Below are 25,613 nucleotides of genomic sequence, written 5' to 3'. Positions count from 1 at the left end.
TTCCCTGTTGACCCGGTCCGATGGTCAAGCCAGTGTGCCGTTCTCGAAATAAGTTATTGATAATCTCCTCTAAACTTTAACCGTCATCCTTGCCTTGGGGAGCCTGCAGTGGCGCTCCGGACATAACGCTTCCACCGAAGAAACAATTAAGCTGAAACGGCGAGTCCGCTCTGCGACCGTCGCGTACAGGGAGGGTGGGCGTGTAGGCATAATCCTATTGGCCGCCGAAAGCGAAACCCGAGATAACATTGCGCGGCTGAGCGGCTTCTCCTGCACAACAATTACTCAGTCGTTCAGTGTTTCCAGGCACATCAACCGTTGGACGACAAGTTGGGACGCAAATCATCATTGCCTTCGGCGGCCGTCCGCGGTGTCTTGGAACAGGTCAAGCGACCTTGCATCGGGAAACCGTGCTGGAGCTATCAGAGCATGGCAAGGGCGGCGGGCATTTCCTCGACCACCGCCCATAAACCATGGGCCGTGCTGCTCATGTATGAGCGTGGAGAAGCGCTTCTCTCAAGACACTGCGGCGTACATCCGTGATGGCAAATTTGCTTCTGTGCTTGAGCTGAAGAGATCCATTACAACGTTCTTGGCGTCAGGCGACGCTGAGCCGACCCTCTGCGTTTGGAGTGCTAAGGGAGCGTAGCAACTGAGCAAAGCTCAACTAGTGCGTGAGGGGGCGGATATAGTAAATACTAAGTAAATCATTTCGAGAACAATGCACTAGTGAGATTTATAGGTTGAAGAAAAAACTTTCAATAGAGGTGTTAATGATTAAAAACCCTTTCCCTAACAGGCAAAGGGTTGTCATTGGTTGCATGATCCAGGCTGCGATGACAATTTTAAGAAGTTGTGATGCACGCGTTTAATTTTACGACTCGTTGATCAAATGCTTTGTAAAAAATGAAAATCAGGGCTGCTATGAGGTTCAACGCCGCGGGAATAAGTGAAACAGACATGCTAATCCCTGAAAGTGCGCTTCCCGGCTGGTCGATGAAGCCTTCAGTCGTTTCGACCAAACCGGTGGCCATGAAAATCGCGCCGCTCAAAAGGGCTCCTGTGGCGAATCCTAGCTTTTCTCCCGCAATAAAAATGCCGTTGTACATAGCTTCCGTTGTTAGCTCAGTGTCTGATGTAGTGTTTTCTCGAATGCAGTCTGCCAGCATTGAGAAGGTAAAAACTTGAATGCCTCCCTCGTGCATACTTGCAAGGGTCACTACTGCTAGAAGAGTGGTAAGTGGAGTGGTGGCGCCCACAAAAAAATAGGCAGTGGAGAAGATGACAATCAAGCATAAGCCAGTAATGTAAGCGTAAAATTTTCCGACCAGCCTCCCCAGCCAGACATAAAGTGGTATCACTAGCACTGATGTACCAAATGAGAGCAGAAACAGAAGTGCAAGGAAGTCGGTATCACGTTGCAGGATGTAGGCTACGAAATAGGCTAAGGCAGCCCCAGTAACTCCTGCTCCGACGATGTGTAGGAAATACGCAGATAAAAGCAGAAGAAAAGGACGGTTACTTGAGATTGAGGTCCAAATCTGACGAAAAGAAGGTGGGGTAGTTGTATTTTTTCGAGCTGGCTCACGAGCGGTAACGAAAGTAATCATCGTGGCAACGGCCATTACTGCTCCCATCGCTATCCCCATAGCGGCATAACCATCTTTGCCTCCACCAAAATGCTCCACAATGAGGGGAGCACCAGCACCCGCTAGAAGACATCCCACCATCGAGTACATCGTCCGGTAGGAGTTCAGCGATGTTCGATCATGGTAATCGGTTGCGATTTCTGAATTAAGCGCCAGGAACGTCACGGGAAAACAAGAAAAACAGACAGTGCAGATGCTGAAGGCACCGATCACAAAGAAAGCAGAGACCGTTGCCGAAGAGAATGGCGATACCCAGATCAAGGCAAAACTTGGCAGGATTGTCAACGCAGCAAACAACATGTAAGGGCGCCGTCTTCCTAGTCGGGTCGTGGTGCGGTCGGACAGTGCGCCGATAAATGGATTGGCGAATAGATCGATGACTTTGGGTAGAAACGCCGCAGCTGTTGCCAGTGCTACTGGAATACCCAATATGTTCGTCATATAGAACATCAGCAAAATGCTAGGGGTGACCGAGTAGATGCCGGATGCAAGGTCTCCAATGGTATAGATCGGATACCAGACAAGGTTTTTCGGTTTTTGAGTGTTCATGTCAGTAAGGCCACCAAAAATTGTGATTTTTGTGAAGGGGGCAGGCAATTGTTTGTGGAGGATGGGGTCGCTAAGTGCTCGCCGTAGCTCCATTTTCTTCTTGTTAGCGCTCAGGCATTGCTCGTTGCGTCATACCTGGTTGCTTTGACCTGGATGAACGCTTTCTCTGTTAAGTTCTTGCACTGTAATAGTGCAAAAAACTACATCGACTCATCAAGTTGCTCCCTTTTCGAAAGAAAAATCGTTCGTGGAAGGCAGCGTTTCATGCTTTTTGTGTGCCCGCTATCCGTAGGCAAACCCAGATTCGATGTACCTTTACATGCACGCTTGGAGATGGCATTTTTTTTGCATTAACCTGGCGTAAGTTAGCTTTACACGGCTAAAATTCCTGGTCAAGGACGATTTATGTGGATTACACCCAAAAATTCGTTTGCTTCAACAGATTTGCGGCCATATTATCTGACTAAAATAAAAATATGGGTCGCTGAGCTTTGCCACAATCAAGGCTGCCCACAGGAGAAAAGCAATGACTGAATGTACAACAGGTTCCCTGATGCAGATCGCCTATGTCGTTGAGGATATCGATCTTGCAGTCAAGCACTGGGCTGAGAAGCTCGGCGTCGCACCATTCTTTGTCACCCGGCACGCAAAATACTCCAAGCTCACGTATCAAGGTGAGCAAGCCTATTGCGACATCAGTCTCGCGTTTGCTTACTCAGGTGACTACCAGATTGAGCTTGTCCAGCAACATAACGACATGCCATCTGTCTTTCGGGACTTTGTCGAGCGCAATGGGTTCGGGATGCATCATGTCGGGATCCTGGCCGAAGACCTTGAAGAAGAAATACTAAAGCTGGCGGCACGAGGGGTCGATCCCGTACAGCATTGCATTTCAGAGCTGGGGGTTGAGGCGATATTTTTTAACTGCGACCTTCATCCAGGTGGAATGCTCGAATTGATACAGGCGACCCCTGTTCTGAGTGCGGCGTTTAGCTACATGAAGGATGCGGCAAAAAACTGGGACTGCACGAGTCCTTATTTAATCGAATACTGAATTTTCAATACCTAATAACTAATTTTCTAACGAATTCGCCCGGTCTGTTGCTGAAAGGCCGAAATATAACTGAAAGTTGAGAAAACGTGATGATGCTAAAAATCGGTGATGTTGAGTATCCATCTTTAAAGGGTAAAGTCTCGGAGGAGGAGTGGCAGGCGCGTGTAGAGCTAGCTGCTATGTATCGATTGGTTCCAATGATGGGGTGGGATGATCAGTCTCTGACTCACTGCTCTGCGCGGATCGGTGAGCACTATCTTTTTAATCCACTTGGGTTTTTGTTTGAAGAAATCACTGCCTCCAGTTTGGTGAAAGTCACCCTTGATGGTGAGATTGTTTCGGATACGCCGTTTGAGATTACCATCGGGGGGTGGTATGTAATGAAAGCGGTACATGCGGTTCGTGAAGATGCTAACTTTGTTATTCATACGCATGATGATTTCGGTGCTGCCGTAGCCGCCCAGAAAAGAGGGCTGCTCCCTATATCACAACCGGCGGCGTTTGCGATTGGTGATGGTTTGGCTTATCACGATTATGAGGGCGTCGAAACCTATGAGGCGCGCATGCCTTCTCTTCAAGCGTCGCTGGGGAAAGCCAATAATAACCTTATTCTTCGCAACCATGGTTTGTTGACGTTGGGGTACTTTGCCAAGCACGCGTTTCTGCGACATCATAATTTGAGAAAAGCATGCCGTATTCAAGTAATGGCAGGGGCGGATGGCTGTGAACTGGTTGAAGTTCCAACGCCCATTTTAGAAACGTTTCCAGTTGAAATTATGCGAGCGGCCTCTGGGGAGGGCAATGATGCTTGGCCTGGGTTGCTTCGAAAGCTTGAACGTCTTGATCCAGGGTTTAAAGATTGATATTCGTTTGTCAGTAGCATTCAGGTACTGACTATTTACTGAGTCTTGGTGCGAAGGTTTAATGGAAAACGATAATAAGTTTATCTATCGGGCTGTGCTATCCAAAATTTAGTATTTTGGGCTGATGGTGGTTGATAACTTTCGGGGAAACAAGAATGATACCAATTCGAATGATAACGACTGCTCTCGCATATATTGCCGCGACCGCTGTGTATGCATCTCCAAATAGCGCTGATATTGCCAAACTGGGGAGTGAGCTAACGCCAATTGGCGCTGAAGTGGCCGGAAGCAGTAGCGGAGGAGTTCCTGCATTTGGTGGAGCGGTAATGCATGCTCCTACTGGGTGGTCTGCGGGAGCAAAACCCGTCGATCCATACTCGAGGGAAAAGCCACTTTACATTATTGATGCTGGGAGCGCTGACCAGTACAAGGACAGGCTTTCACCCGGACAATACGCTCTAGTAAAGTCGCTGCCTGGTTATAGTATGGCTGTATTTGAATCTCATCGAAGTTGTGGTATCCCGACCGTTGTTGCCGAGCAAACAAAAAAAAATGCAAGCCTTGCTTCTCTTGATGGTGAAGATCGTCTAACTGCAGCAGTCGGTGGTGGTTATCCATTTCCTTTACCCAAAAGCGGAGCGGAAATCATTTGGAACCATAAACTGCGCTATAACGGACCATCTGTTGAGACGTACGTTGTCAATGTCATTCCGCCTAAAGGCTCGAAAGGAACTGATTTTGGTGAGGTCCAGCTCTATTTGGATCAGTTGTATTTTCCGATGGCGTCAACCTCAGTAACAAGTCCTACCGAAGTAGGCAATGTCGAGTCTGCGTTGCGAGAGCAAACTTTGGCACCTCCGTCGGTCGCAGGTGATGGCGTTGCGTCCATCTCTTACATAGATAAGCCTACAGAAGCTAATTTGTATTTTTCTGCTCAACGCAGGATGCGTCGCGCACCCAACTATCAGTACGACGCGCCAATTTTAAATACGGATAACCTCATCACTGCCGATGTGGCCTGGATGTTCAACGGCGCAATGGATAGATATGACTTTAAGCTGATCGGAAAGCGAGAACTGCTCATTCCTTATAATACCTTCTCGCTTTATGACCATACGCTAAAAGCAACGGATGTGTTTCAAGGGGAGTTTATAAAGCGCAGTATGGTGCGTTATGAACTTCATCGGGTGTGGGAGGTTGAGGCCACCGTCAAAGCAGGGAAACGGCACTCAATGCCGAAACGAGTATTTTATGTCGATGAAGATACTTGGACTATATCCGTTCAGGATCTTTATGATAGTTCTGGAAAGACCTGGCGTACTATGGAAGGGTATTTGGTTCCTGAGTATTCATTGGGTACATGTTTTCTCGCTGGCAGTACGATATACGATGTTCAAGCTGGTCGGTATGCCGGGCAAAGTATTGTTGCCGCCTCCGGTAAACCTGCTCGGTTTTCGAACGATTTGAAAGCCAGCGATTTTTCCGCTGATGCATTCCGGCGATGGATTGGTCGCTGATAGTACTGAACTTTATAGTTACTAGCGGAGCTTCCTCCAATGAAAATAAGTACTAATCTTCGAAAATTTGGCGTGTCGCCTGCAGCAACGTTAGCATCGGCATGTTTACTTCAGTACGCCCCGGCAGGCCATGCAGCATTATTTGATTTGGGAAATGGGGTGTCGGGTAGTTTTGACAGTACCTTGTCTATTGCGACTCAGATTAGAACTGGCAATCCGAGTTGCCGCTATGTTGGCTATGACAACGGGGGGTGTCCAAGCGGCTCATCGGCTCGTGCTTCTGGCGTTTTTGATCAGACTGGCATAGTCAATATAGATGACGGGGACCTGAATTATAAAAAAGGGCGCCCATTCAGTACCACCGTTCGAGGGGTGCATGATCTTTATATACGAGCGCCAGACGATCTGAAAGTGCTTCTGCGCGCAGCGTGGTTCAAAGACTACTCCGTTACGCATACGGAAAGGACATCAATTGAGGGTGATGCTCATGATGATGCCGTTTCAGATATAGAATTGTTGGACGCCTACGTCGATAAAGGTTTTCAGTGGCAAGAACAGTCAGCTAGTGTCCGTATCGGCAATCAAGTAATCAATTGGGGCGAGGCGCTTTTAACTCAAGGTGGTATCAACGAAGCGAACCCGCTGGATATACGTAAAGCGACTGCAGCAGGGGTGCAACTAAAGGAGCTGTATATTCCGCGGCCGATGTTTAGTATTAGCAGCAGTTTAACTGACAAGCTTGGGGTGCAAGCGTTTTATGAGCTAGGATTCAAGCCTTCAACATTGCCTGCCTCCGGTACGTTCTTCAATACCGCAGATTTATTGGGGGCGGGGGGGCGAGCACTATATTTTGGTACTAATGCGCTGGCCGGCTTTATAGGGCCAGGCGCAATTGGTGGTGATAACGGAACAATAGACGCTGTCACTGGTCGCCCGCTTACAGTTGAAGAGCGTCTTGCCAGAGGGTTCGCTGTTGGTCGTGGTCGTGATATCAAGCCGGGCTCTGACCAGTGGGGCATAAGCATGAAGTACGCCTTGGATTCGGGTGACGAGTTTGGTCTTTATTACATGCGCTACCACGAAAAATTACCGATGGTTTCGTATGTGATGGACGCTAATAGTCTAGTTGCTACTAATACCGGGGGTGGATTTCCTGTGGCTGCCTACGCTGCTGAATATGTCGGTAATCGCGACGTATTCGGCGCCTCCTATAATTTAAAATTAGGTGATTTCTCCTGGGGGATGGAGGCGGCTTATCGCCCGAATCAAGTTTTAGCAATTGATCCAACGACGTTGTTTAACACCGGTTTATCTGGCGACTGTGCCGGACTTCCAAGTGGCTCTATATGTCATGGGTTTGTAGAGACCAAGAAGTGGCAGTTTACGGTGTCAGGCATGGAAATTTTGCAGTCGTCAAGCTGGGGAGGGTTAGTTGGTCTTCTCGGAGCGACTGAGGGTACGCTGCTGGCTGAAATGGCGGCGGCCTACTATCCCGATTTAGACCGTTCTCGGCTACAGGCTCCCTTGGCGTCTGCACCTCTAAATAGCACCCTCGTACCATATTCTAATAGTATTGGTTATGAGGTGCCGACAAAAAGCTCTGGAGGTCTCGCTTTCGATCTAGTGTTGAACTACGCAAACGTATTTGGCACGCGAATTAAAGTTTCACCGGAACTCGCGGTTAACCAGGGCCTATGGGGGATCGCAGCGCAGTCAATGCCTGGATTTTCAAGAGATGTAGGACAGATGACTGCGGCGTTGAATATTGACTTCAAAACAGAAGTTCCGTTGAAAGCACGTTTGGATTACACGCAATTCTACGGCGGGGGGGATACCAATCCGATGCAGGATCGTGATTACGTTAGTATTTCACTTAGTAGTTCATTCTAGGCCGTATTATTCGACCTGGCTTGATAAGGCAGGTCGATTACCCCAATAATCTTTCAGAGGTGCGACAGAGTTCGTAATGTCCTCATGCTAATAAGAGTTATTAATATTCTGGAGTCTTGGCTGTTTGGGCACCGCGCACTGGTTATCAGCCTATTCGCGTTGGCGACACTCGTTGCAGGTTTTTTTGCGGTGGAGCTGCGAATGGAGGCAGGGTTTGAGAAGCAGTTGCCTCAAGATCATGAGTACATCAAAACATTCAATGAATTTCGGGACCAACTATTTGGAGCTAATCGGGTAACTGTGGTTTTGCACTCCAGGCACGGTGACATCTGGAACGAAAATGGGTTACGGCGGTTGCTTGATGTGACTGAAGCTATCAGTGCTTTACCGGGTGTGAACCGGTCGTCGGTGACTTCGTTGTGGACGCCCAACGTTTTCTTTACGCAAGTAACCGAGAATGGCTTTGAAGCTCAGCCGGTAACGGGGGGGGATGTTGCTCCAAATGGTCTTACCGATGAGGTGATCGCCCAGATCCGCGACCGTGCAACTCGAGGAGGGCATATAGGAACCTTGGTTTCGAATGATCAGACCAGTGGTGCAGTCACCGCTGATTTATTCGATCAGGAGCCGGGGTCAGGCCAGAAGTTAGACTATATTGCGTTCAATAAGTTGTTAGAAGGTGAGATTCGAACCAAATTTGAGAATGACGATTATGAGGTACAGATCATTGGCTTTGCAAAGCAAATAGGAGCCATTGCAGATGAAGGTCGTGCCTCCACGCCATTTTTTATTTTGGCGTTTGTGCTTACGGCGCTTGCAGTATTTTGGTATTGTCATTCGATTAAGCTTACTGTACTACCGCTATTTTGCTCGCTTATCTCTTTAGTCTGGCAGTTAGGGGCTTTGCATTTACTCGGTTATGGGTTGGATCCCCTTGCAGTGTTAGTGCCTTTCTTAGTTTTTGCGATCGGCGTTTCGCATGGTGTACAGCAAATAAATTTTATTGTTAGAGAACTTGCAGCCGGCAATACGGCAATGGGTGCTGCGCGTGCCAGCTTTACAGGCTTGCTTATTCCTGGAACTCTGGCTCTTGTGACGGCTCTCGTCAGTTTTATTACATTGTTGATGATTCCGATTCCAATGATCCACGAGTTGGCGATCACAGCATCTATAGGTGTTTTGTTCAAAATATTAACTAACTTAGTGCTTTTGCCTGTTGCCGCATCCTTCATTAATGTCCCTGCTGAATATGCCCGTAGGGCAATGTTTCATAGAGAACGGCGTAGCGGCTGGCTGACTGGACTCTCTCGGCTTGCTGAACCGCAGTATGCCCGCTGGGTGGTTATGATTGGGGTGGCTGTTTTTTGCCTTGCCTACTGGCAAAGCCTTGGACGACATATAGGTAGCCTCGAGCGAGGAGCACCTGAGCTGAGAGCAGACTCGCGGTTCAATCAGGACGCGCTTTCCATTGCCAGCAGCTTCAATGTTGGATTGGACTGGTTGACAGTTGTATTGGTCGCACCGGCTAACTCCTGTGATAGCCAAGGCTTACTCCAATTAGCGGATGATATGGGATGGGCGATATTTCAAGCCCCTGGTGTAGTTGCTGTTGAGTCAGCGGCAACCCTAGGTAAGGAATATTCCGCAGCGCTCAATGAAGCGAACCCGAAGATGCTGAGCCTGCCAAGGGACTCTCGGGCGTTGGGGGGGGCCATTAATAATCTACAAAAGTTGCAAGGTGTTCGCGCTCGTGATTGCTCCGTCATTGCCGTTAATTTCTATCTTCAAGATCATAAAGCGACGACAATTCAGGAGGTTGTTGAGCGGGTCAAAGCATTTCGCACGAATAACATAGTTGCGGGTGTTGAGATACGTTTAGCTAGTGGAAACGCCGGTGTGCAAGCGGCCATAAACGAGGTCGTGGAGAAGAGTGAAACTCCGATGCTCCTATATGTGTATGGAACTATTCTTTTGTTGGTTTTTCTGACCTACCGCGATTGGCGTGCCATGTTGGTCTGCTGTGTACCTCTGACGGTTGCTACATGGGTGGGCTATTGGTTCATGAAGGATCTGGATATAGGTCTGACAGTTGCAACTTTGCCGGTAATGGTTTTGGCTGTGGGAGTAGGAGTCGACTACGCCTTCTACATATATAACCGTCTTCAATTACACCTATCCAAAGGCATGACAACTACTCAGGCCGCAAAGCATGCACTACTGGAAACGGGCGTTGCTACGATTTTTACAGCAATAACTTTGTCTATTGGGGTCGCGACGTGGTCATTTTCTCAGCTTAAATTTCAAGCAGACATGGGCAAGCTCCTGGCATTTATGTTCATGATTAATATGGTCATGGCCATGACGCTGCTTCCTGCTGTGGCTGTGATGCTGGATAAGTGGATTCCAAGACGTAGACCTGTCCGTGCGTTGGGTATAGCGGCTCATTGAGTACTGATTATGCAAATTTTCCGATTTCGAACTGAGTTCCATTTGGTTGTTTTGTTTATCGCTTTAAGTTGTGCAGGCTCGTCTCTGCAGGTTCAGGCGAGCGCCCTAGACAAGCCGTTACGTATTCCCGCTGATCGGCCGGCCTTGCAAGCAGCTAAGGCCGTGTCTGCCAATATTGTATCGGCCACTCACGCCGGTGGTGGCGATGCGTCCAGGATTGTTGCCGTGGGTGACTATGGCGTGGTGTTGCTCAGTGATGATGGCAAGTCATTTCGACAGGCTGGCGAGGTGCCGGTTCAATCCACGCTGACTGATGTCCAGTTCTTGGATACAGAGCATGGCTGGGCGGTTGGGCACGATGGGGTGGTCCTGTCGACCGATGACGGAGGGGAGCATTGGAGATTGCTTCGGCGAGATGATGCGGCACGGATTCCCTTACTTGGTGTCTGGTTTGAGAACCCTTCGCATGGAATTGCTGTTGGTCAATTTGGCATGGCAATCGAAACACAGGATTATGGAAAAACATGGTCCGTAATCCACCCAGCTGGTGATGACGCTGAGAGCATGGATATGCACCTCAACGGTATTGCAGGTGTTCGAGGAGGTCCGCTTGTTATAGTCGGAGAGCGTGGCTTAATTCTGGTCTCGATGGATAACGGCAAACACTGGGAACAGCACTCCACTGCGCAGAATGGTTCGCTGTGGAATGTCATTCCACTACGAGAAGGCGGATTTGTGGCGGGGGGCATTGGCGGACATCTCTATTTAAGCACAAAAAACGGGCTGCAATGGCGCCGTGTAAAAGTGGAGGGCCAAGAGTCGTTAAACGGTATTACTCAGTTTGATGATGGAAGTATTTGGGTTGCCGCTTCCGGGGGGCTGGTGCTGAGTAGTTATGACGGTGGCGAGACGTTCAATATGTCTACGCGAGCTGACAGGCTACCTCTCACGTCGATTGTCGGCAGCGCTGCAGGTCCAATTTTATTCTCGCCAATAGGGTTGGTTGGCGCTAACTAATCGTGCCACTGATCGGTCGGCAGTGGGTACGAGTTAATGTGGGAGGAGATCAATATGTTTAATTCAAATACAAGAAAAATTAAAACAGCAATTGACTCAAGGCCAGATAGAGAAAAGGAGGATTTTCAAGGAGGTATTGGAGACTGGGTTTGCTGCACGATGTTCATTGCTGTTGGGCTAGGTGCATGGGCGGGTGTGTGGCTGATACATGCTTGGTGGGGCTAATAAGGGGCTTGCTAACAAAACTAAGCGCTTCTACAAGATTACGGAATACGGTTATTCATCCTAAAGTTATTTACATTTAGGGTAGGAAACTTTCTTTTCTTTATTTTAGTTTTAAGAGTTAAAGGGGCTTTATGAAAAACTCGCTCAATGGTGCGCAGTCACTGGTCAAAACATTGGTCAATTGTGGTATTGAAATATGTTTTGCTAATCCGGGTACCTCGGAAATGCATTTCGTGGCAGCTCTCGACTCGGTGCCAGAGATGCGTGCTGTCCTTTGTTTGTTTGAGGGCGTGGCCACCGGTGCCGCAGATGGCTATGGGAGAATCGCTTGTAAGCCTGCAGCAACGTTATTGCATTTGGGCCCCGGCCTTGCCAATGGACTCGCTAACCTGCATAACGCACGGCGGGCGAACACGCCGATCGTCAACGTGGTGGGGGATCACGCGACTTATCACCTTCAGTACGATGCGTTATTAACTTCCGACATCGTCGGCTTTGCTCGACCAGTTTCATCTTGGATACATCAGTCCACGAGTGCTCGAGTTGTTGCGAGTGATGCTGCCAGAGCAGTACAAGCAGCGAGATCCGCGCCCGGGGGGGTGGCAACGTTGATTTTACCGGCAGATACCGCTTGGAACGATGCTGAGCGACCGTCTGATATGTTGGCAGATATTGGGCCGGCGGCCGTCAGTGCGAAGGCTGTTGAAGATGTGGCCAACTTGTTAGGGAACGGTAAAAAGACTGCGATTTTATTGCGAGGTGTGGCTCTATATGGCTTGGGGTTGGAGGCCGCCGGTCGGGTTCAGGCAAAAACGGGGGCTCGCTTGTTGTGTGATACTTTCGCTCCGCACATTGAATTAGGTGCAGGGCGCGTCCCGGTACAGCGTATCCCTTATTTTTCTGAGCAGATCACTGACTTTTTAAGCGACATTGAACAAGTCATTCTTGTAGGGGCCAAGCCTCCAGTTTCTTTTTTTGCCTACCCTGGAAAGCCTAGTTGGTGTGCCCCGGAAGGCTGTTTATTTAGCTATCTAGCTCATCCCCATGAGGATAGCGTCGAGGCTCTGAATTCTTTAGCAGATGCTTTGGGCGCGCCGATCCACTTAGTTGAGCGAGTCCCTCTAGCATTACCTGGTATGCCTAACGGGCTTCTAAGTGCGATAAGCGTGGCTCAGATAATGGCGGAGCTGACCCCTGAGAACGCAATCATTGCGGATGAGTCTGCGACGTCCGGGATGGCGCTGTTAACGATGTTCGGACGCGCGCGTCCGCATACGCACTTGCCACTTACAGGTGGATCTATTGGGCAGGGCTTGCCCGTGGCGGTTGGTGCAGCGCTCGCAGCACCAGACCGTAAAGTTATTTGTCCCCATGGTGATGGCGGGGCGGCCTATACAGTACAAGCGCTTTGGACAATGGCACGGGAAAACCTCGATATAACGGTAGTCATCTACGCTAATCGTTCCTATGCAATCCTTAATGTTGAACTGCAGCGTGTAGGGGTAATCGGGGCGGGGGACAAGGCGTTATCGATGCTGGATTTGCATAATCCGGAAATGAACTGGGTGAAGATAGCTGAAGGCCTAGGAGTCGAAGCGAGTCGCGCGACGACTTGCGAGCAATTTGCTGCTCAGTATGAATCTGCAATGAAGCAACGAGGGCCGAGATTGATCGAAGCAATGATTTGATCTTAGCGGGTCATGGTAGTGAAGGGTCTCCTACGACTCTTCACATCTCGTAACCTTCTCGAACCGATATGCTTGTTGCACGCATCAAGCGCCAGGAGCGGAGCCGTGATACGTTTTTTTGCTGATTTAGGGTTTCGTTGGAAAATCGCCTTGCCGTTTATATTGCTAGCTTTATTGCTGGTGATTGTAGGCGGTATGGGCATGCAGAGCATAACTCAGGTAGCGGATTCCAGCAGACAACTAACTAACCGTTATCTACCCGCTGTTAGCCTGCTTCTGAACGCCGATCAGGATCTTTATCGAGCCTTTGTCGCTGAGCGTAATCTCGTGGATGATGCGGGTGGAGAACTTTCACCTTCGCTAAAAGCTGCTCATGAGCAAAGTTTGCAACTGGCCTACGAACGAGTTCAAAAGTATGCGGCCATGAACCCTGGGGGCGAATCTAAACAACTGCTGGCACAGTTTGAGCAAGCCTTCTCACTTTGGCGAGAAACCTCGCGCGAAGTTGCCGAGTTGTCGAGCCGTGACCCAGCAATGGCCAGCTCCATTAATGCGGGAGACAGTGAACGTCAGTTTTATAAAATGCGTGAGGTGATAGATAAACTCGGCAAATTAGAGGACAAAGCAGCCAAACTCGAAGGTCGACGGGCCATTGCGCTGGGTGAAGTCCATATTTGGCAACAAGGGCTGGTAATTTCCATCGGTCTGATTGTTTGCTTGGTATTGGTGATTGGCTTTCCGATGCTGGTTACACGATCGCTGCAGAATCTGTTGGAGCGTATTGAGCAGATTGCCGATGGTGATGGAGACCTGCGTATACGCTTGGTTGCCTTGTCGCAGGATGAACTGGGTAAGCTGGGGCGAGCGTTCAACCGTTTCCTCGACAAGCTGCAACTGCTAATTCGAGAGGTCACTCAGGTTACCGGTGAGGTGGCTGACTCCGCTCGCTGCATGGCGGATATGACGATGGCTAATGACCACTTGATTAGTAGCGAGCACATGGCGGTCAACCAGGTAAGCACTGCGGTGGCTGAGATGAGTGAGGTTGTGTTTCAAGTTGCACGTAATGCGCAAAGCGCCTCTGAGGCGGCACATCAAGCCGAGATTCGGACGCGCGAAGGTGGTGAGGTCGTGGGTGCAACCATCGATGCTATTCGTCGGTTGGCACAAGAGGTGGAGAATGCTTCCAATACTATCCAGGCTTTGGAGCAAGAGACCGCTAGCATTGGTTCGGTGCTGGAGGTGATCAAGAGCATTGCCGAACAAACCAATTTGTTAGCGCTAAACGCGGCGATTGAAGCTGCGCGTGCGGGGGATCAGGGGCGTGGCTTTGCCGTAGTGGCAGACGAGGTACGTGCTCTGGCAGCACGAACCCAGGACTCGACCAAAGATATTCAAAAGATGATCGATCGTCTTCAAGCTAGCGTTCAAAACGCGGTGGAGGCGACACGTTCTGGAAGTCTGAAGGCCCGCGACAGTGTAGTACGTGCAGCAGGAGTCGAAGAGGCGTTATCCTATACTGGCGACTCGGTGCGACGAATAAGTAATATGGCCGCACAAATCGCTACTGCCTGTGAGCAGCAGAGTTGTGTTACTGAGGAAATCGTCCGTAATATTACCGATATTCGTGATCTTTCAATTGATGCGGCTAAAACATCGGAGCAAAGCGCTCAGGCAAGTCAACATCTGTCGCGGCTTTCCAATGGTTTGGCTCAGTTGGTAGGACGCTTCCGGGTGTGATTTGCGAGCGCATAACGCATCGCAGGAGGGTCAATTGCATTTTTTGTAGCTCAACACAAACTCACAAGAGCAGAAGGTCAACGATCCCACCCATGCTCTCATGATTTTTTATCTTAACAGTGTCGAGTTCAGACTTCCTTGATTTCCACTCCCATGGAGCGTAGAGCATCAATGTAGGCATGAATGTCATCAGCTTGTTCTGGATAGCTGATGCCGGTGGGAGGGCGAGATCGACCGTTGAGCCCCAGGAGTCGCTCAACCTGAGTTACTGTGCCTATGGCCGTCAGGTGAGTCTGCCCTAGCTTATGCTTTACTAGAATACGCTGGGTATCTTCTTCTTTTATGGTTATAACGAACTCATGGGAAGCGCCGCTCCCCGGGTTGTACAGCATCTTGATTCGAGTGTTTCTCGATAGTCGAGCCCATAGCCCTGAGCGAACGACCTTGGCGAAAATGAACGTCATCAGCGAATTATCAAAGGCCATGCGTGTGGATACACCCAGTGCATTTCCTGTTCGGACGAGGGTCATTTGGTCTGGGCTGTCAACGCGACGACAGTTCGCCGACTGGTTATTGCTGAACTGTACCGGTCGACCGTCGGACATGGCTTGCACCAAGCGCCGCTCGCCGTTGCTCCAGATTGTAAACGGGTGATGTGCATCAATAAAGCCAACCACGGAGTCGGGTCCGGCCCTGTCACCCGTTGCAAATAGAATGTCGATATCTATCTGTTGAGCGGGTTGTGGGAGACGTCTGAATGCTGCCGCGGTCACTGAGGCAACTCCAGCCATCCATCCCGAAGATAACACCACCGGTGCCCGGAGGGGCTGGCCTGCCAAGACCTCTTGCGCATCGTGAATCCGCTCTAGCCATCGAGCAATATCAACTATCGCTACGCCGCGCTTTACTGCGGAAAGTAACAGTCGGTCATTGGTGTCATTGACGGCTACTACGATTGCATCCGGCATCGTGGCTAGCGACGCTAATGGGTCGCTATTGTCGACATCTATTAATATAGCGCTTGCATTTTTTATACCTTGAGCAATCCGTTCTGCTTTTACCAGTGATCTACCACCGACCCATATTTTTAGTCTGGGGTGGCGTTGGGACAGTAAATTACATGCCTGCGTACCTACTACGCCATAGCCACCAACTACTAGAACTGAGAGAGGCGTAACGGATGCTGTATTTCTGTCAATTTCGGACTGCATCGGAGTGCTCCTATTATATTAAGAGATGTTGATTGGTGAGTGTGCTGAAGCTTTGTTGATCTATTGTGGAGAGATTTTACTTCACGTGTGTGCGGCCATAGAGAATCCTCAATCTTGGCTTAAAATGCGTGATCTAAATCTAAGTGGAGTGTCTAGTGAATTATTTTCAGTTAGTGAAAGTAAACTTTGGATTCATTTTTTGACCCGCTTTGCGTATGTCGTGGCGCATCACCGCCGACAATCCCTTTACGACGGTCGATGTGATAAAGCGATTCGGCCATTTTAGTTTGTCTCGGGTAACCAACCAAGACAATGTACTATCAGTGGATCCTTCAAGCATGAGTTCTGCAAGTGTTCGCCCGTTATGCGCACCAATGGGAAGACCATGCCCCCAGCAGCCATTGGCATAACCAATTCGCGCGTCCTCAAGCAACCCGACGTGCGGAATGTAATCCCTTGTTGTTGAGATTGGGCCCCCCCAGCTCTGCTCAGTCCGCACTCCTGCTAGTGCTGGGAAGAACGACTGGAGGTGCTGTGGCCCATCCAACATAAAACCCTTGCTAATATCCAGGGCCATTTCGTTTCCGCTTGGCACCGCCGCATAGTAATTACCGACATACAAAAGCCTGCCGTCAGATGTTGGGGCAAAAGAATAGAATAGCTTAGACATCATATTGACCCCACATCGTCGAGGCCATTTCAGTTCGCGCCATTGCTCGGCGGTAAGCCGCTCGGTAATATTGGCGTAGACAAATACAGGGGATTGCATGCGGGTTGTGCCCAGATCTTGCAAACCATGAATCAAATGTGAATACGCATTTGTGGCAAGAACTAATTTTGCGCAACGAACGGTTCCGCTGCCTGTGCGAACGGTAATCCCGTTTAAGTCTCGCTCAATACTAACTGCTGGGCTATGTTCATAAATTTTTGCACCAAGCTGTTCTGTAGCGTTCTTTAGTCCGTGAAGCAGCTTCAAGGGGTTAAGTTGACCTCCCCGCGAATCGAAGCATGCATTGCCGAAGTATGGACTGTTGAATTCTAGTGCTACTTGTTCGGCGGAGATGCTTTCTAGGTAGCTTGCTTGCCCTATCGATTTGCAGAATTTTATGTAGTCATTTACTGCACCATCGCCATTCGATTTTAATCCCATTTCGTAATAGCCGGTTTGTTCATAATCGCAGTGTATATCGTGCTCTAGGATGAGATCCTCAATCATCTGCAAGCCTTCATGGACATAGTGATACGCTTGGGCTAATCGTTTCTCGCCGTAACGCTTTAGTTGCGCCCGGAAATCGCCCTCCCCAAACGCAATGATAAGCTGGCCAGCATTCCTACCGCTTGCACCGAACCCTATGACCTCTCCCTCGAGCAGCGCCACAGAAGCGTTCGAATCAATCTTACGAACGTGGTAGGCCGTCGATAGCCCTGTGATACCGCCACCGATGACGCATACATCGACCTCAACCGATTGCTTCAACGGTTCGTTGGGTGGGTATAGCAGGGCTGATTCAAACCAATGCGAACGACTCCTATGTAACATGGTAAGCATCTCTTTGATAGAATGATGAAAACGCTATATTAGGCTGAGTAATCTCAGAGATCTAATACGGCAAAAGGATTTGTCGGATCGATGTAGCGCAAAGGTCGTTCGCCGTTCCAATTGGCTACCGTTTTTTGGAAGAGCTCAGTGATTGGTTTGTATATTTCGGGCATTTTTATAAACTCAACGAGCCCGCCATTGTGATGTTCGGTGTTCAAATAAATGGTTTCTACTCCGTCGGGTGTCGAACTATATTGAATGATATCCTCTGGCGTTAGAGAGTTAGTTATGATTTCAAGGTCATCACAAAAACTTGCCACATGAATGAGACCATTGCCACTGCGGTGCTTGAGGGCTGTGTAGACTGACGGCGCATCGTTGTGTTGATAGATTAACTCCAACATTATGGAACCTATGTAGGAGAACGCCAGTGTCAATTGTACGGGTGTGTCTTCATTCATATAAGTGAATTTTTCGTATTCAACATTTTGATGAATGAAGAATGGTCCGACTCCGCAAGTGTTAACCCAGTGCATGGCGGCTTCTTCGATATTGTCAACAATGAATCCCAGTTGATCAATTTTATTTATCTTGGTTTTCATAGAGGCTCCATATATTTTATTTGTAGAGTGTGGTGGGGCAAGGTGTTGGGTTTGTATGTTTTTTGAGGATGTGTTCCGCTACCCGAAGTGCGTTGGCTGCAATTGTGAGTGAGGGGTTTGTGCCGGAGCTTGTCGGGAAGAATGAACTATCTACGACGTAGAGATTATCAAGCTCATGCGCCTTGTTGTAGCGGTCTAGGACACTGTCTTTAGGTGATTCACCAAAACGACAAGTACCGCAGACATGGCCCAGGAGGCTATTTTTTTGTGCCGCTTGATTTAATTTTGGGTGGTACTTTTTTAAAAGCTTCTTTATTTTATCTCGAAATAGTTCTAGGCGTTCTTTGTCGTTCTCATGGATCGAATAGTTAATGACGACCTTGCCATCAGTTCCAAGCGTGAGTCGGTTATCCGGGTATGGGTAATCTTCCATGATCGATGCGAAAACGATCGTTTTTTTAAGCGAGGCTTTTACAGCTTGCTCAATAACCGGCAAAAACTTGGATGCGATAAATCCGAGCACTGATGAATGGCGAGAGATGTCTTCCTTCATTGAACGCGCAATGATGCGTGGGGGAGGAAGATTGCCATTGGATTGCACCGTACCCAATTTTACGCCGTCGCTGATGTAGAAGTCGTTCCAGGCCAGTTGTTTGACTAAATCACTCTCATGTGGGGACTTTCGCGGTTTGACAACGTAATAGTCAAACAGGTGACGCATCAGGTTCCGTCCGACCTGATCCGATCCGTTCGCGAGTCCATGCGGCCATGCCTTGGAGGCTGAACGCAATAGTAATGCTGGCGTACCAATGGCGCCGGCTGCGAGTATTATCGTATTGCCACGCAACGTGACATCGGCGCCATTCCACCGACAGTGCAAAGTCGTGACGCATGTATTTTCAGTGGTTAGCTTGAGGACGTCGCAGTTATCGGCAAGGACCGCTCCATGTTCACGCAATGCCGGTTCCAGGCAAATATTTACGCTGTCCCCCTTGCAGCGTTTCTCGCAGATAAAGCCAATACACTCTCGACAGCCTGGTTTGTAGTCGCACGCCATTGGCACATGGTAGGGGTTGCATCCTTGGGCGCTCAGGTACTCGAATAGCTCTGAGTTTGCAGGACTGTAAGAGGGTGGTGAGAGGATCGACCGGCACTCTGTATCAGGACGTAAGGGATCACGAGTCGCTTTTACACGGTAAAGCGCTTCTGCCTCGGAATAATAGGGCTCCAGTTCTTCCATTGTGATTGGCCACCGTTCCGGAATCTGGGCTTGTGTCGCTGCTTTAGCGTATTTGGCGGGCTCGAAATCGGAAGGGAAAAAACGCTCCATGACCATGCCGTAGAGCGTGCTGGACCCTCCAGTACCCTCACCCAAAATGGGGAGGACGGCTCTGCTTGTTATTCCGCTCAGCTCAAATATTGGGTCCGATAACCGTCCGCTACGTTTGAGATAATTCGCATAGGAGTCACCCTCGCATTCGCGTTCAAACAAGGTTTCTGTCCAATCGCCCGTAAGGGCAGTTGAGGTGCTCAGATGATCCATTCCTTTTTCGCAGAAGAGCACTTTCATTCCGGATTGCGCGAGGCTATAACCGAGAGTGGCACCCCCAATACCAGTACCAACGATGATTGCATCCCATTGGCATGCCTGTATTTCGGCTGGGGTCATACGTGCAACCTCATTTCTAGAATTGGCTCGCATTCCCTCAAACCTTTTTTGATGCGCGCTGTAAAAGATCAGTGATCGCCGTCAGCGACTGCGGCTCATCCAGCAAGGGAGGATGTCCTCGGTCTGACACGCTGGTAAGCGTCGCAGAAGCATTCACGGCCAGCATGCGTGTAGCGATATCGGCGGTAAGCAGATCCGATAGCTCTCCTCTTATTAGCGCAGCCGGTACTGCGCTCGCTTTGGCAAACTCCAGCCAAAATTCCGGTCGTTTTGCTTGCATGCGCGCAGATTCGCGCATCGTAAGCAGGTCAAAATCTCGCTCGTAACGGCCAGTAGTGGTCTCGTGGTAAGCGCGCAGCATCAAGCGACTCCACTCACTCTGTTCCAGCCCGGGGTAAATAGCCTCGTTGTGCTCTTTTACTCTCGCGACAGCTTCATCGAATGAGTAGTCTGCATTTTCTGCATGGCTGGCCATTCGTTTGAGCGCTGCCAAGGGGACTTCTGCTCCAATATCGTTAACCACGATTCCCGCAACGCGCTCGGGGTTTTGCCCTGCCATTTCAATGGCCATTAGGCCGCCCAGTGTTGTACCGATGATCACGACGCGCTTGATCTCCAAATGATCCAAGAGCTCCCACGTATCTTGGATTAGAAGATCAAAGTGATATCCCTCGGCGTCGGTGGCACGGTCGGATCGCCCGCGCCCACGCAGGTCAGGCGCGATGACGCGCCTGCCTGTCGACAGGTGAGGGGCGAGATCCTCAAAGTCACGAGAGTTGCGCATGAATCCGTGTAGGCAGATCACCGGAATTTCAGAGCCCTTTGAGGTGTAGTCTCGGTAGAAAAGCTTCAGCCCTGTCTTTGTCGTGAACCACGATTTTTGGTATTCGGTCTCGTCGTTTTTCATCTCACCCCTACCCCTGTCTTGAAACTCTTATTTGGCGGTTGCTCGCGCAGATGTGCCCATCGTGGGCGCTTGCATCAGCTTCATATAAAACCTGATGTTAGTCAACTTATAGTGGTAGCATCGCGGATCAGCGAGGTGGGAGCTTTGCGATGAAGGGGCGATGAAGCATGAAAGACGGACACATTATTGTGATTGGAGCTGGGATCACTGGGTTGGCATCTGCGGCTGCTTTGAGCAAGCGTGGTCGAAAGGTGACTGTCCTCGAGGCATCTGAGCGACCTGGTGGACGGATCCGGCGCTTAACACGTCACGGGGATTCAGTGGAGGTCGGTGCACAGGGAATTCATTCGAACTACACAGAGATGCTCAGTCTAATAAATCAAGTGGGTTTACAGAGCGAGCTTATGCCTTTGCAAGGCAAGGTTTCATTTCTTGATCGAAGCGGATCACTCCGTATCCCGGATAGGGATTTAGGCGTGATAAAGTTGATGAATGCGCGTGGTGTCCGGGACTTTTCCTGGTTTGCTGCTCGTTATATTGCTTTTGCAAAGCGATTTCCTCAATTCGAGATTTCTCGAGATATTCCCTCATATGATGATGTTTCTGCGGAGGACGCATTTTCTTGGGCGGGTGATGATTTTCACGATTTTCTGCTTCGACCAATGATGCATGCAATGACAAATACAACTCTCTCTGATACCAGCCTTTACCATGCTATTAATTCAATGAGGCTCGCGCTTTCGACAAAGGTTTTTGGGCTTCGTACGGGAATTGTAACGCTAGCTGAGCGCTTGGCATCATCGATGTCGGTTCAATATTCTAATTCGGCCGCGCAAATTTTGACAGCGGGAGCGCGTATCGACGGGGTTCTTCTTGAGGACGGGAGAATACTCAAGTGTGATCATGTAATTGTTGCATGCCCAATTGAGGCGGCAGCCAAAATTCTTCCCGATGAACTAAGTGTTGCAAAAGAATTTCTGTATGAATGTCCCAGTGCTCCATTTGTATTGGTTTATTTTTTTCTGGATAGACCGGTTTCGTCCGAAGCTTATGTATACATGGGGCATCCCTATCGGGATGTGGTATTCAATATGGCGATTAATCACAGTAGGAAAGCGCCCTACATGGTACCTAGTGGTAAGGCGATCATTTCAGCGTGGTCGAGTTATCCGAGCTCAACCAACCTTTTTTTTCAAACGGATGACGCTGTTGTTTCCCAGGCTTTGCGGGATATGGAAGCATTTTTTCCTGGAATATCTGGGTGGGTGGATGAGGCCCGGGTGATAAGGCACTCGTGGGGGATCGCGAGATACGTCCCTGGTGCTTATCGCAAAATTCTTGAGTTCAAGAGGCATGCCCAGACGCTTGAGGGCATCTCCTTTGCGGGAAATGATTATGATGGCGTTCACATGGAGGCCGGCGTTCGAAGCGGCCAGCGAGCAGCTCGGCGCGCATGCGAGGGGTAATGCTATTCTGATTAAACTGGTGCGCGCGCGACCTTTTGCCGCATAAATTCAAGTGTCGTGGTATCTTTATAAAGTAGCTTACTAAGCTCTAGCTCCGGTTAAAATAAAGCAGGAAAAAGTTCAGAAATTCAAATTAGGTAAGTAAAGTGGACGAAAATTATTCAGGTGGCGGTGATGATGGTGATGTGCCGGTAGTTCGCGCTAAGGCGTCACATCGAAAGGGGCGAACTGCGGAGGTGCTGCGGACTCCCCGAGTTCCAACTCAGGAGCGAAGTCGGCGTCGATACCAATCGATTCTCGATGCTACCCAAAGATTGTTGAATGCCGCCAATATTGAAGATATTAGTTTATATGATATTGCCAAGGAGGCTGGGATTAGTCCTGCCTCTGTGCACTACTTGTTTAATACGGTGGCGGCGGTTCATGTTGAGTTGAACAGGGTTTATAATGATATTATAACGGGGCAGATAATCGCTGCGCAAACAACGCTCGTCGATCAACAGGTCAGCACTTGGCAAGAGTGGACACGTATTAGTCTGGATGCAGCTCGAGTACATTTTAATTCGAATCGCCCGATGTGCGAGATTTTGTTGGGGCCAGCTTTACATAGGAAAAGTCGCGTGGCGAATATGCAGGGTAGTAATACCTTGGGGCAGGCTGCATTGGTTAACCTGAAGCGCGTCTTTATGGTTCCGGATATTCCTGGTCTAGAAAAAAACTTTATGTACGCGGGAGAGATTCTCGATGCTTTTTGGTCGGGAGCATATTCTGCTCGTGGTTATATCGATGATGAAACATTCGAAGAGACAATGAAGGCTATCATTGGTTACTTACGAAATGTTCTTCCTGAAACGATGCGCTTAATTAATCCCAAGGCTGTCCTCGGAGCTAAATAGCGGTCTAAGGGGGCGTGTTGTAGTTTGATATCTAGGTATCCTGACACTCGTTCACGGCGCACTGTTTAGAATGCATAGCCCACCCGGCGTACTGGTCGTTCATTGTTGAGTTGGCTTGCCAGGTGGGGCACGCAGTCGTGCTCTGTCTGCGTGAAATGGACGAGCGGTCTCTGGATTCGTACACGAGTCGAGCGGTCATCGAGACTCTTTCCCCCGCGTTGCGTGCGTTTCTTCGTACCCGTTTCAACCGCATGATGAGCGCTCATTCGCTTTCAGTGCGGTCAAATCGTCGAATTGATCCCTACCTTACTGACTGACTTGCGAGCCTTGTCTGAACGCTATAATCTGACTTACAGCAGGTTATGGTTGGTCAAGCAGTCCTCTTGTGCGGTATGAAGGCTTGGTTTTCCGCAATTTGCCCACGTAAATCCGTTAACATTTCAATGTCATGGAGTCTGCTATGAGCGATCAAATCATTACCGAAGGGCTGAAAAAGGTTCTGACAAAAGGTGTCCTGGGGGCTGTTGCGCGCGTTGAGTTCAACGACGGTTCTGCGATCGTAATAACGAGTACGACAGATACGCAGGACGTCTCCTGGGATTCGGACGAGAAGGGGACCTGTCAGTTATTGTGCTCAAAAGACACCTTCCTTGATCTCCTGTCCGGTCGGCAGGGAGCAACGATGGCTTTTATGAAGGGGCAGTTGAAGGTGAACGGCGACATGGGCGTCGCGTTGAAGCTATCTCAATTGATCTGAATCAAATATGCGGGCACGAGCGTTGAAGTACAGATCGTGCCTGCATTTGTAATCAATGGCTATTGATTGATCCACAACGTCCGGTGAGTCGCAGCGGCAGCTTTTCCAAAATGCGAGCTTTTCAGCTTGCCGTAAATTCGGCTCAGGAATTGACCGTGGCAATGAAAAAAAAGCGTGGCGGGCGGGGAGCGTGTCAATTCCGATATTCTGGATGACGAGCAGCGATACTACGATGCGCTCCGCAATCTGGCCCAGGCGCGTTATGCCTACCTGAGGTCGTGGCTAAAAGTACGATTCCTGGCAGGCAAGCTTTCGGATGTGGACATAAGTAGTCTGGCACTGTGTTTTGAAAAAACTCCACGCTAGGACTATTCAGTCGCCACTAATGTCAGGCAACTGGCTCAGAGCTGGGACGTGGTGGTCGTTCGCCGAATCACCTGCGTCTTGGCCCTTGATACACCCCAAAAACAAGTCCAGAATTGAGTCTTTTCCTGCTTCGGCAAGAAAATAAACCCCTTAGATTTCAATGGGTCGGACGCCAGATGCGAGTCTCGTTTCCCGCTCCAATCTCCTGATTTGTATTCGCTGTATCGTCAATCTGTGGTTATTCGCGCCGCGTTTTGACGCAACTGATCTAGGTAGTTCGCCCATTGTTGGGAAGCCTCTCGGCGTTGCGCCAGCAATTGAGCCCGTGCATACACAGCCCCGAGCGCACCCGGCATTCGGTGGGATAAAGACAGTTCAAGCACGATAGGATCTATACCCAAATGCTCGTGGGCTATGGTCCGGAAGGTGGCGCGAAAGCCGTGGGCAGTAATGTTGTACTCCGGCCAGATACGCTGAAAGGACTTGAGCATGGAGGTCGGGTTTATGGGGCGTCCCGGATAGACCGGCGAGACGAACACCCAGCCTTTGCCTTCTTCATCCACCACGCGGGTTTTATGTAGCTCACGTAACTGAACCAAGGCTTGCTCAGGCAACGGCACGATGTGCTTGCTCTTATCCAGATGCTTGGTCTTGCTCACCACATAACGCCAATCCGCGCCCACCAAGTCGACATCTTCCCAGCGCATCCGCACCAGTTCGCCTGGGCGGACCGGCAACATGACCAGCAGACGCATTGCGGCGGCAACGCTGCCGTCGTTGCAGTCATCCAGACGCAGGAGAAACTTGCCTAGGTCGGCTGGCCTTTCGATCGCTGGGTTGCTGGTCACGACATGGCGGATCTTCAACTCCTCAATGTTGCTGAGCGCCACATTGCGTTCCACCCATCCGCGCCCCTCGGCAAAACCCAGAACGGCACGGATGATGGTACGCACGCGCCGGGCCATGGCCATGGTGCGCTGACGTCGCAACTCCGTAATGACTGTGGTGATGTGCTCCAGTTTGATCTCGCTGACCGGTTTTTTACCAATCGCGGGCAAGATGTGGTTGTTCAGCGCTCCGTTAAACCCCGAGATGGATTTGGTTACCAGTTCGGCAGACTTGAATGCCAACCATTGCTTGGCTACGTATTCGAAGGTGCGCACCTCGTTGAGCAGGTGTGCTTCGATCTTGGCGGTCTTGGCCTTGAGCGGTGCAGTGTGGTTAGCCACGTCGCGGCGTGCGCCACGGGCAATGTCGCGCGCCTCCTTGAGACCAATGTCGGGGTAAGCGCCGATGGAGAAGCGGTTTTCCTTACCATGCAGCCGATACTTCAATCGCCAAACCTTGGAAGGGGATTTGCCGACCCTGCTCGACGCCCTCACCTCCAAGTAGAGACCAGGGACTTCGCCGTCGGCGTGCTTGCCGGGTTCGGTCAGCGAGCGGATCAAGGCATCGCTGAGTTTTCGTTTGAAAACGACCGCATTAGCTGGGGGCATCGGTGGGGGCATCCTTTTTAAGGAACCGAAATTTGCCCCCAATTATGCCCCCATGAGTCGTGG

19 protein-coding genes and 2 pseudogenes are annotated in these 25,613 nt (G+C 49.9%); 14 read left to right on the top strand and 7 right to left on the bottom strand.

Annotated elements, in window-relative coordinates:
- Positions 1–103: 103 nt before the first annotated feature.
- Positions 104–480 (top strand): annotated as a pseudogene (locus tag L6D74_RS05665) (IS630 family transposase); the annotation flags it as partial.
- A 365-nt stretch (positions 481–845) separates the two neighbouring features.
- Here the strand turns inward: L6D74_RS05665 and L6D74_RS05660 are convergent.
- On the bottom strand, positions 846–2,198 hold the full coding sequence (locus tag L6D74_RS05660; RefSeq protein WP_236184338.1) for an MFS transporter: 1,353 nt from the start codon (positions 2,196–2,198) through the stop codon (positions 846–848).
- 526 nt (positions 2,199–2,724) lie between these two features.
- Here L6D74_RS05660 and L6D74_RS05655 point away from each other — a divergent pair.
- The 10 genes and pseudogenes from L6D74_RS05655 (at position 2,725) to L6D74_RS30310 (ending at position 14,640) form a co-directional block, all read left to right on the top strand.
- On the top strand, positions 2,725–3,252 hold the full coding sequence (locus tag L6D74_RS05655; protein WP_108538195.1) for a VOC family protein: 528 nt from the start codon (positions 2,725–2,727) through the stop codon (positions 3,250–3,252).
- A 92-nt stretch (positions 3,253–3,344) separates the two neighbouring features.
- Positions 3,345–4,115, top strand: coding sequence for a class II aldolase/adducin family protein (locus L6D74_RS05650; RefSeq protein WP_370694802.1), 771 nt, complete (start codon positions 3,345–3,347; stop codon positions 4,113–4,115).
- Between the two features lie 170 nt (positions 4,116–4,285).
- Positions 4,286–5,632 (top strand): DUF1329 domain-containing protein, encoded by a 1,347-nt coding sequence (locus L6D74_RS05645; RefSeq protein ID WP_236178710.1) that lies wholly within the window; start codon positions 4,286–4,288, stop codon positions 5,630–5,632.
- A gap of 39 nt (positions 5,633–5,671) precedes the next feature.
- On the top strand, positions 5,672–7,522 hold the full coding sequence (locus L6D74_RS05640; RefSeq protein WP_236184330.1) for a DUF1302 domain-containing protein: 1,851 nt from the start codon (positions 5,672–5,674) through the stop codon (positions 7,520–7,522).
- Positions 7,523–7,606: 84 nt separating this feature from the next.
- Positions 7,607–9,970: an efflux RND transporter permease subunit gene (locus tag L6D74_RS05635; RefSeq protein ID WP_236178712.1), complete on the top strand. Its 2,364-nt coding sequence runs from the start codon at positions 7,607–7,609 to the stop codon at positions 9,968–9,970.
- A gap of 9 nt (positions 9,971–9,979) precedes the next feature.
- A complete protein-coding gene (locus tag L6D74_RS05630) occupies positions 9,980–10,987 on the top strand; it encodes a WD40/YVTN/BNR-like repeat-containing protein (RefSeq protein ID WP_108538191.1) in 1,008 nt (335 codons plus the stop codon).
- A gap of 54 nt (positions 10,988–11,041) precedes the next feature.
- The gene (locus tag L6D74_RS05625) at positions 11,042–11,212 is read left to right on the top strand and encodes a hypothetical protein (RefSeq protein ID WP_158275423.1); all 171 of its coding nucleotides are present in this window, start codon (positions 11,042–11,044) and stop codon (positions 11,210–11,212) included.
- Positions 11,213–11,343: 131 nt separating this feature from the next.
- A complete protein-coding gene (locus L6D74_RS05620; protein WP_236184328.1) occupies positions 11,344–12,900 on the top strand; it encodes an acetolactate synthase large subunit in 1,557 nt (518 codons plus the stop codon).
- Between the two features lie 12 nt (positions 12,901–12,912).
- Positions 12,913–13,782 (top strand): annotated as a pseudogene (locus L6D74_RS30315) (MCP four helix bundle domain-containing protein); the annotation flags it as partial.
- A gap of 69 nt (positions 13,783–13,851) precedes the next feature.
- Complete coding sequence (locus L6D74_RS30310) at positions 13,852–14,640, top strand: methyl-accepting chemotaxis protein (RefSeq protein ID WP_445009180.1); 789 nt, start codon at positions 13,852–13,854, stop codon at positions 14,638–14,640.
- A gap of 128 nt (positions 14,641–14,768) precedes the next feature.
- Here the strand turns inward: L6D74_RS30310 and L6D74_RS05610 are convergent, their stop codons facing one another.
- The 5 genes from L6D74_RS05610 to L6D74_RS05590 form a co-directional block, all read right to left on the bottom strand.
- The gene (locus L6D74_RS05610; RefSeq protein ID WP_236184326.1) at positions 14,769–15,851 is read right to left on the bottom strand and encodes a saccharopine dehydrogenase NADP-binding domain-containing protein; all 1,083 of its coding nucleotides are present in this window, start codon (positions 15,849–15,851) and stop codon (positions 14,769–14,771) included.
- A gap of 166 nt (positions 15,852–16,017) precedes the next feature.
- On the bottom strand, positions 16,018–17,391 hold the full coding sequence (locus tag L6D74_RS05605; RefSeq protein ID WP_236188133.1) for an NAD(P)/FAD-dependent oxidoreductase: 1,374 nt from the start codon (positions 17,389–17,391) through the stop codon (positions 16,018–16,020).
- A gap of 53 nt (positions 17,392–17,444) precedes the next feature.
- Positions 17,445–17,993 carry a VOC family protein gene (locus tag L6D74_RS05600; protein WP_108538186.1) on the bottom strand — a complete coding sequence of 183 codons (549 nt, stop codon included), beginning with the start codon at positions 17,991–17,993 and terminating at the stop codon, positions 17,445–17,447.
- A gap of 16 nt (positions 17,994–18,009) precedes the next feature.
- Complete coding sequence (locus tag L6D74_RS05595) at positions 18,010–19,662, bottom strand: GMC oxidoreductase (protein ID WP_236184322.1); 1,653 nt, start codon at positions 19,660–19,662, stop codon at positions 18,010–18,012.
- Between the two features lie 37 nt (positions 19,663–19,699).
- Positions 19,700–20,569 carry an alpha/beta fold hydrolase gene (locus tag L6D74_RS05590; protein WP_236178719.1) on the bottom strand — a complete coding sequence of 290 codons (870 nt, stop codon included), beginning with the start codon at positions 20,567–20,569 and terminating at the stop codon, positions 19,700–19,702.
- A gap of 167 nt (positions 20,570–20,736) precedes the next feature.
- Here L6D74_RS05590 and L6D74_RS05585 point away from each other — a divergent pair, with 167 nt between their 5' ends.
- The 3 genes from L6D74_RS05585 (at position 20,737) to L6D74_RS05575 (ending at position 23,688) form a co-directional block, all read left to right on the top strand.
- Positions 20,737–22,035: a protoporphyrinogen/coproporphyrinogen oxidase gene (locus tag L6D74_RS05585; RefSeq protein WP_236188131.1), complete on the top strand. Its 1,299-nt coding sequence runs from the start codon at positions 20,737–20,739 to the stop codon at positions 22,033–22,035.
- A gap of 146 nt (positions 22,036–22,181) precedes the next feature.
- Complete coding sequence (locus L6D74_RS05580; RefSeq protein WP_236184318.1) at positions 22,182–22,931, top strand: TetR/AcrR family transcriptional regulator; 750 nt, start codon at positions 22,182–22,184, stop codon at positions 22,929–22,931.
- Positions 22,932–23,391: 460 nt separating this feature from the next.
- The gene (locus tag L6D74_RS05575; protein WP_108538181.1) at positions 23,392–23,688 is read left to right on the top strand and encodes an SCP2 sterol-binding domain-containing protein; all 297 of its coding nucleotides are present in this window, start codon (positions 23,392–23,394) and stop codon (positions 23,686–23,688) included.
- Positions 23,689–24,281: 593 nt separating this feature from the next.
- On the opposite strand, the gene L6D74_RS05570 is transcribed toward L6D74_RS05575, so the two are convergent.
- Positions 24,282–25,550 carry a tyrosine-type recombinase/integrase gene (locus L6D74_RS05570; RefSeq protein WP_236184316.1) on the bottom strand — a complete coding sequence of 423 codons (1,269 nt, stop codon included), beginning with the start codon at positions 25,548–25,550 and terminating at the stop codon, positions 24,282–24,284.
- Between the last annotated feature and the right edge of the window lie 63 nt (positions 25,551–25,613).

Origin of the sequence: Pseudomonas pharyngis, from assembly GCF_021602345.1 — a bacterium.
GTDB lineage: Bacteria > Pseudomonadota > Gammaproteobacteria > Pseudomonadales > Pseudomonadaceae > Aquipseudomonas > Aquipseudomonas pharyngis.
The sequence above is the reverse complement of the archived record's forward strand: the minus strand, read 5'-3'. Positions and strand labels throughout refer to the sequence as shown.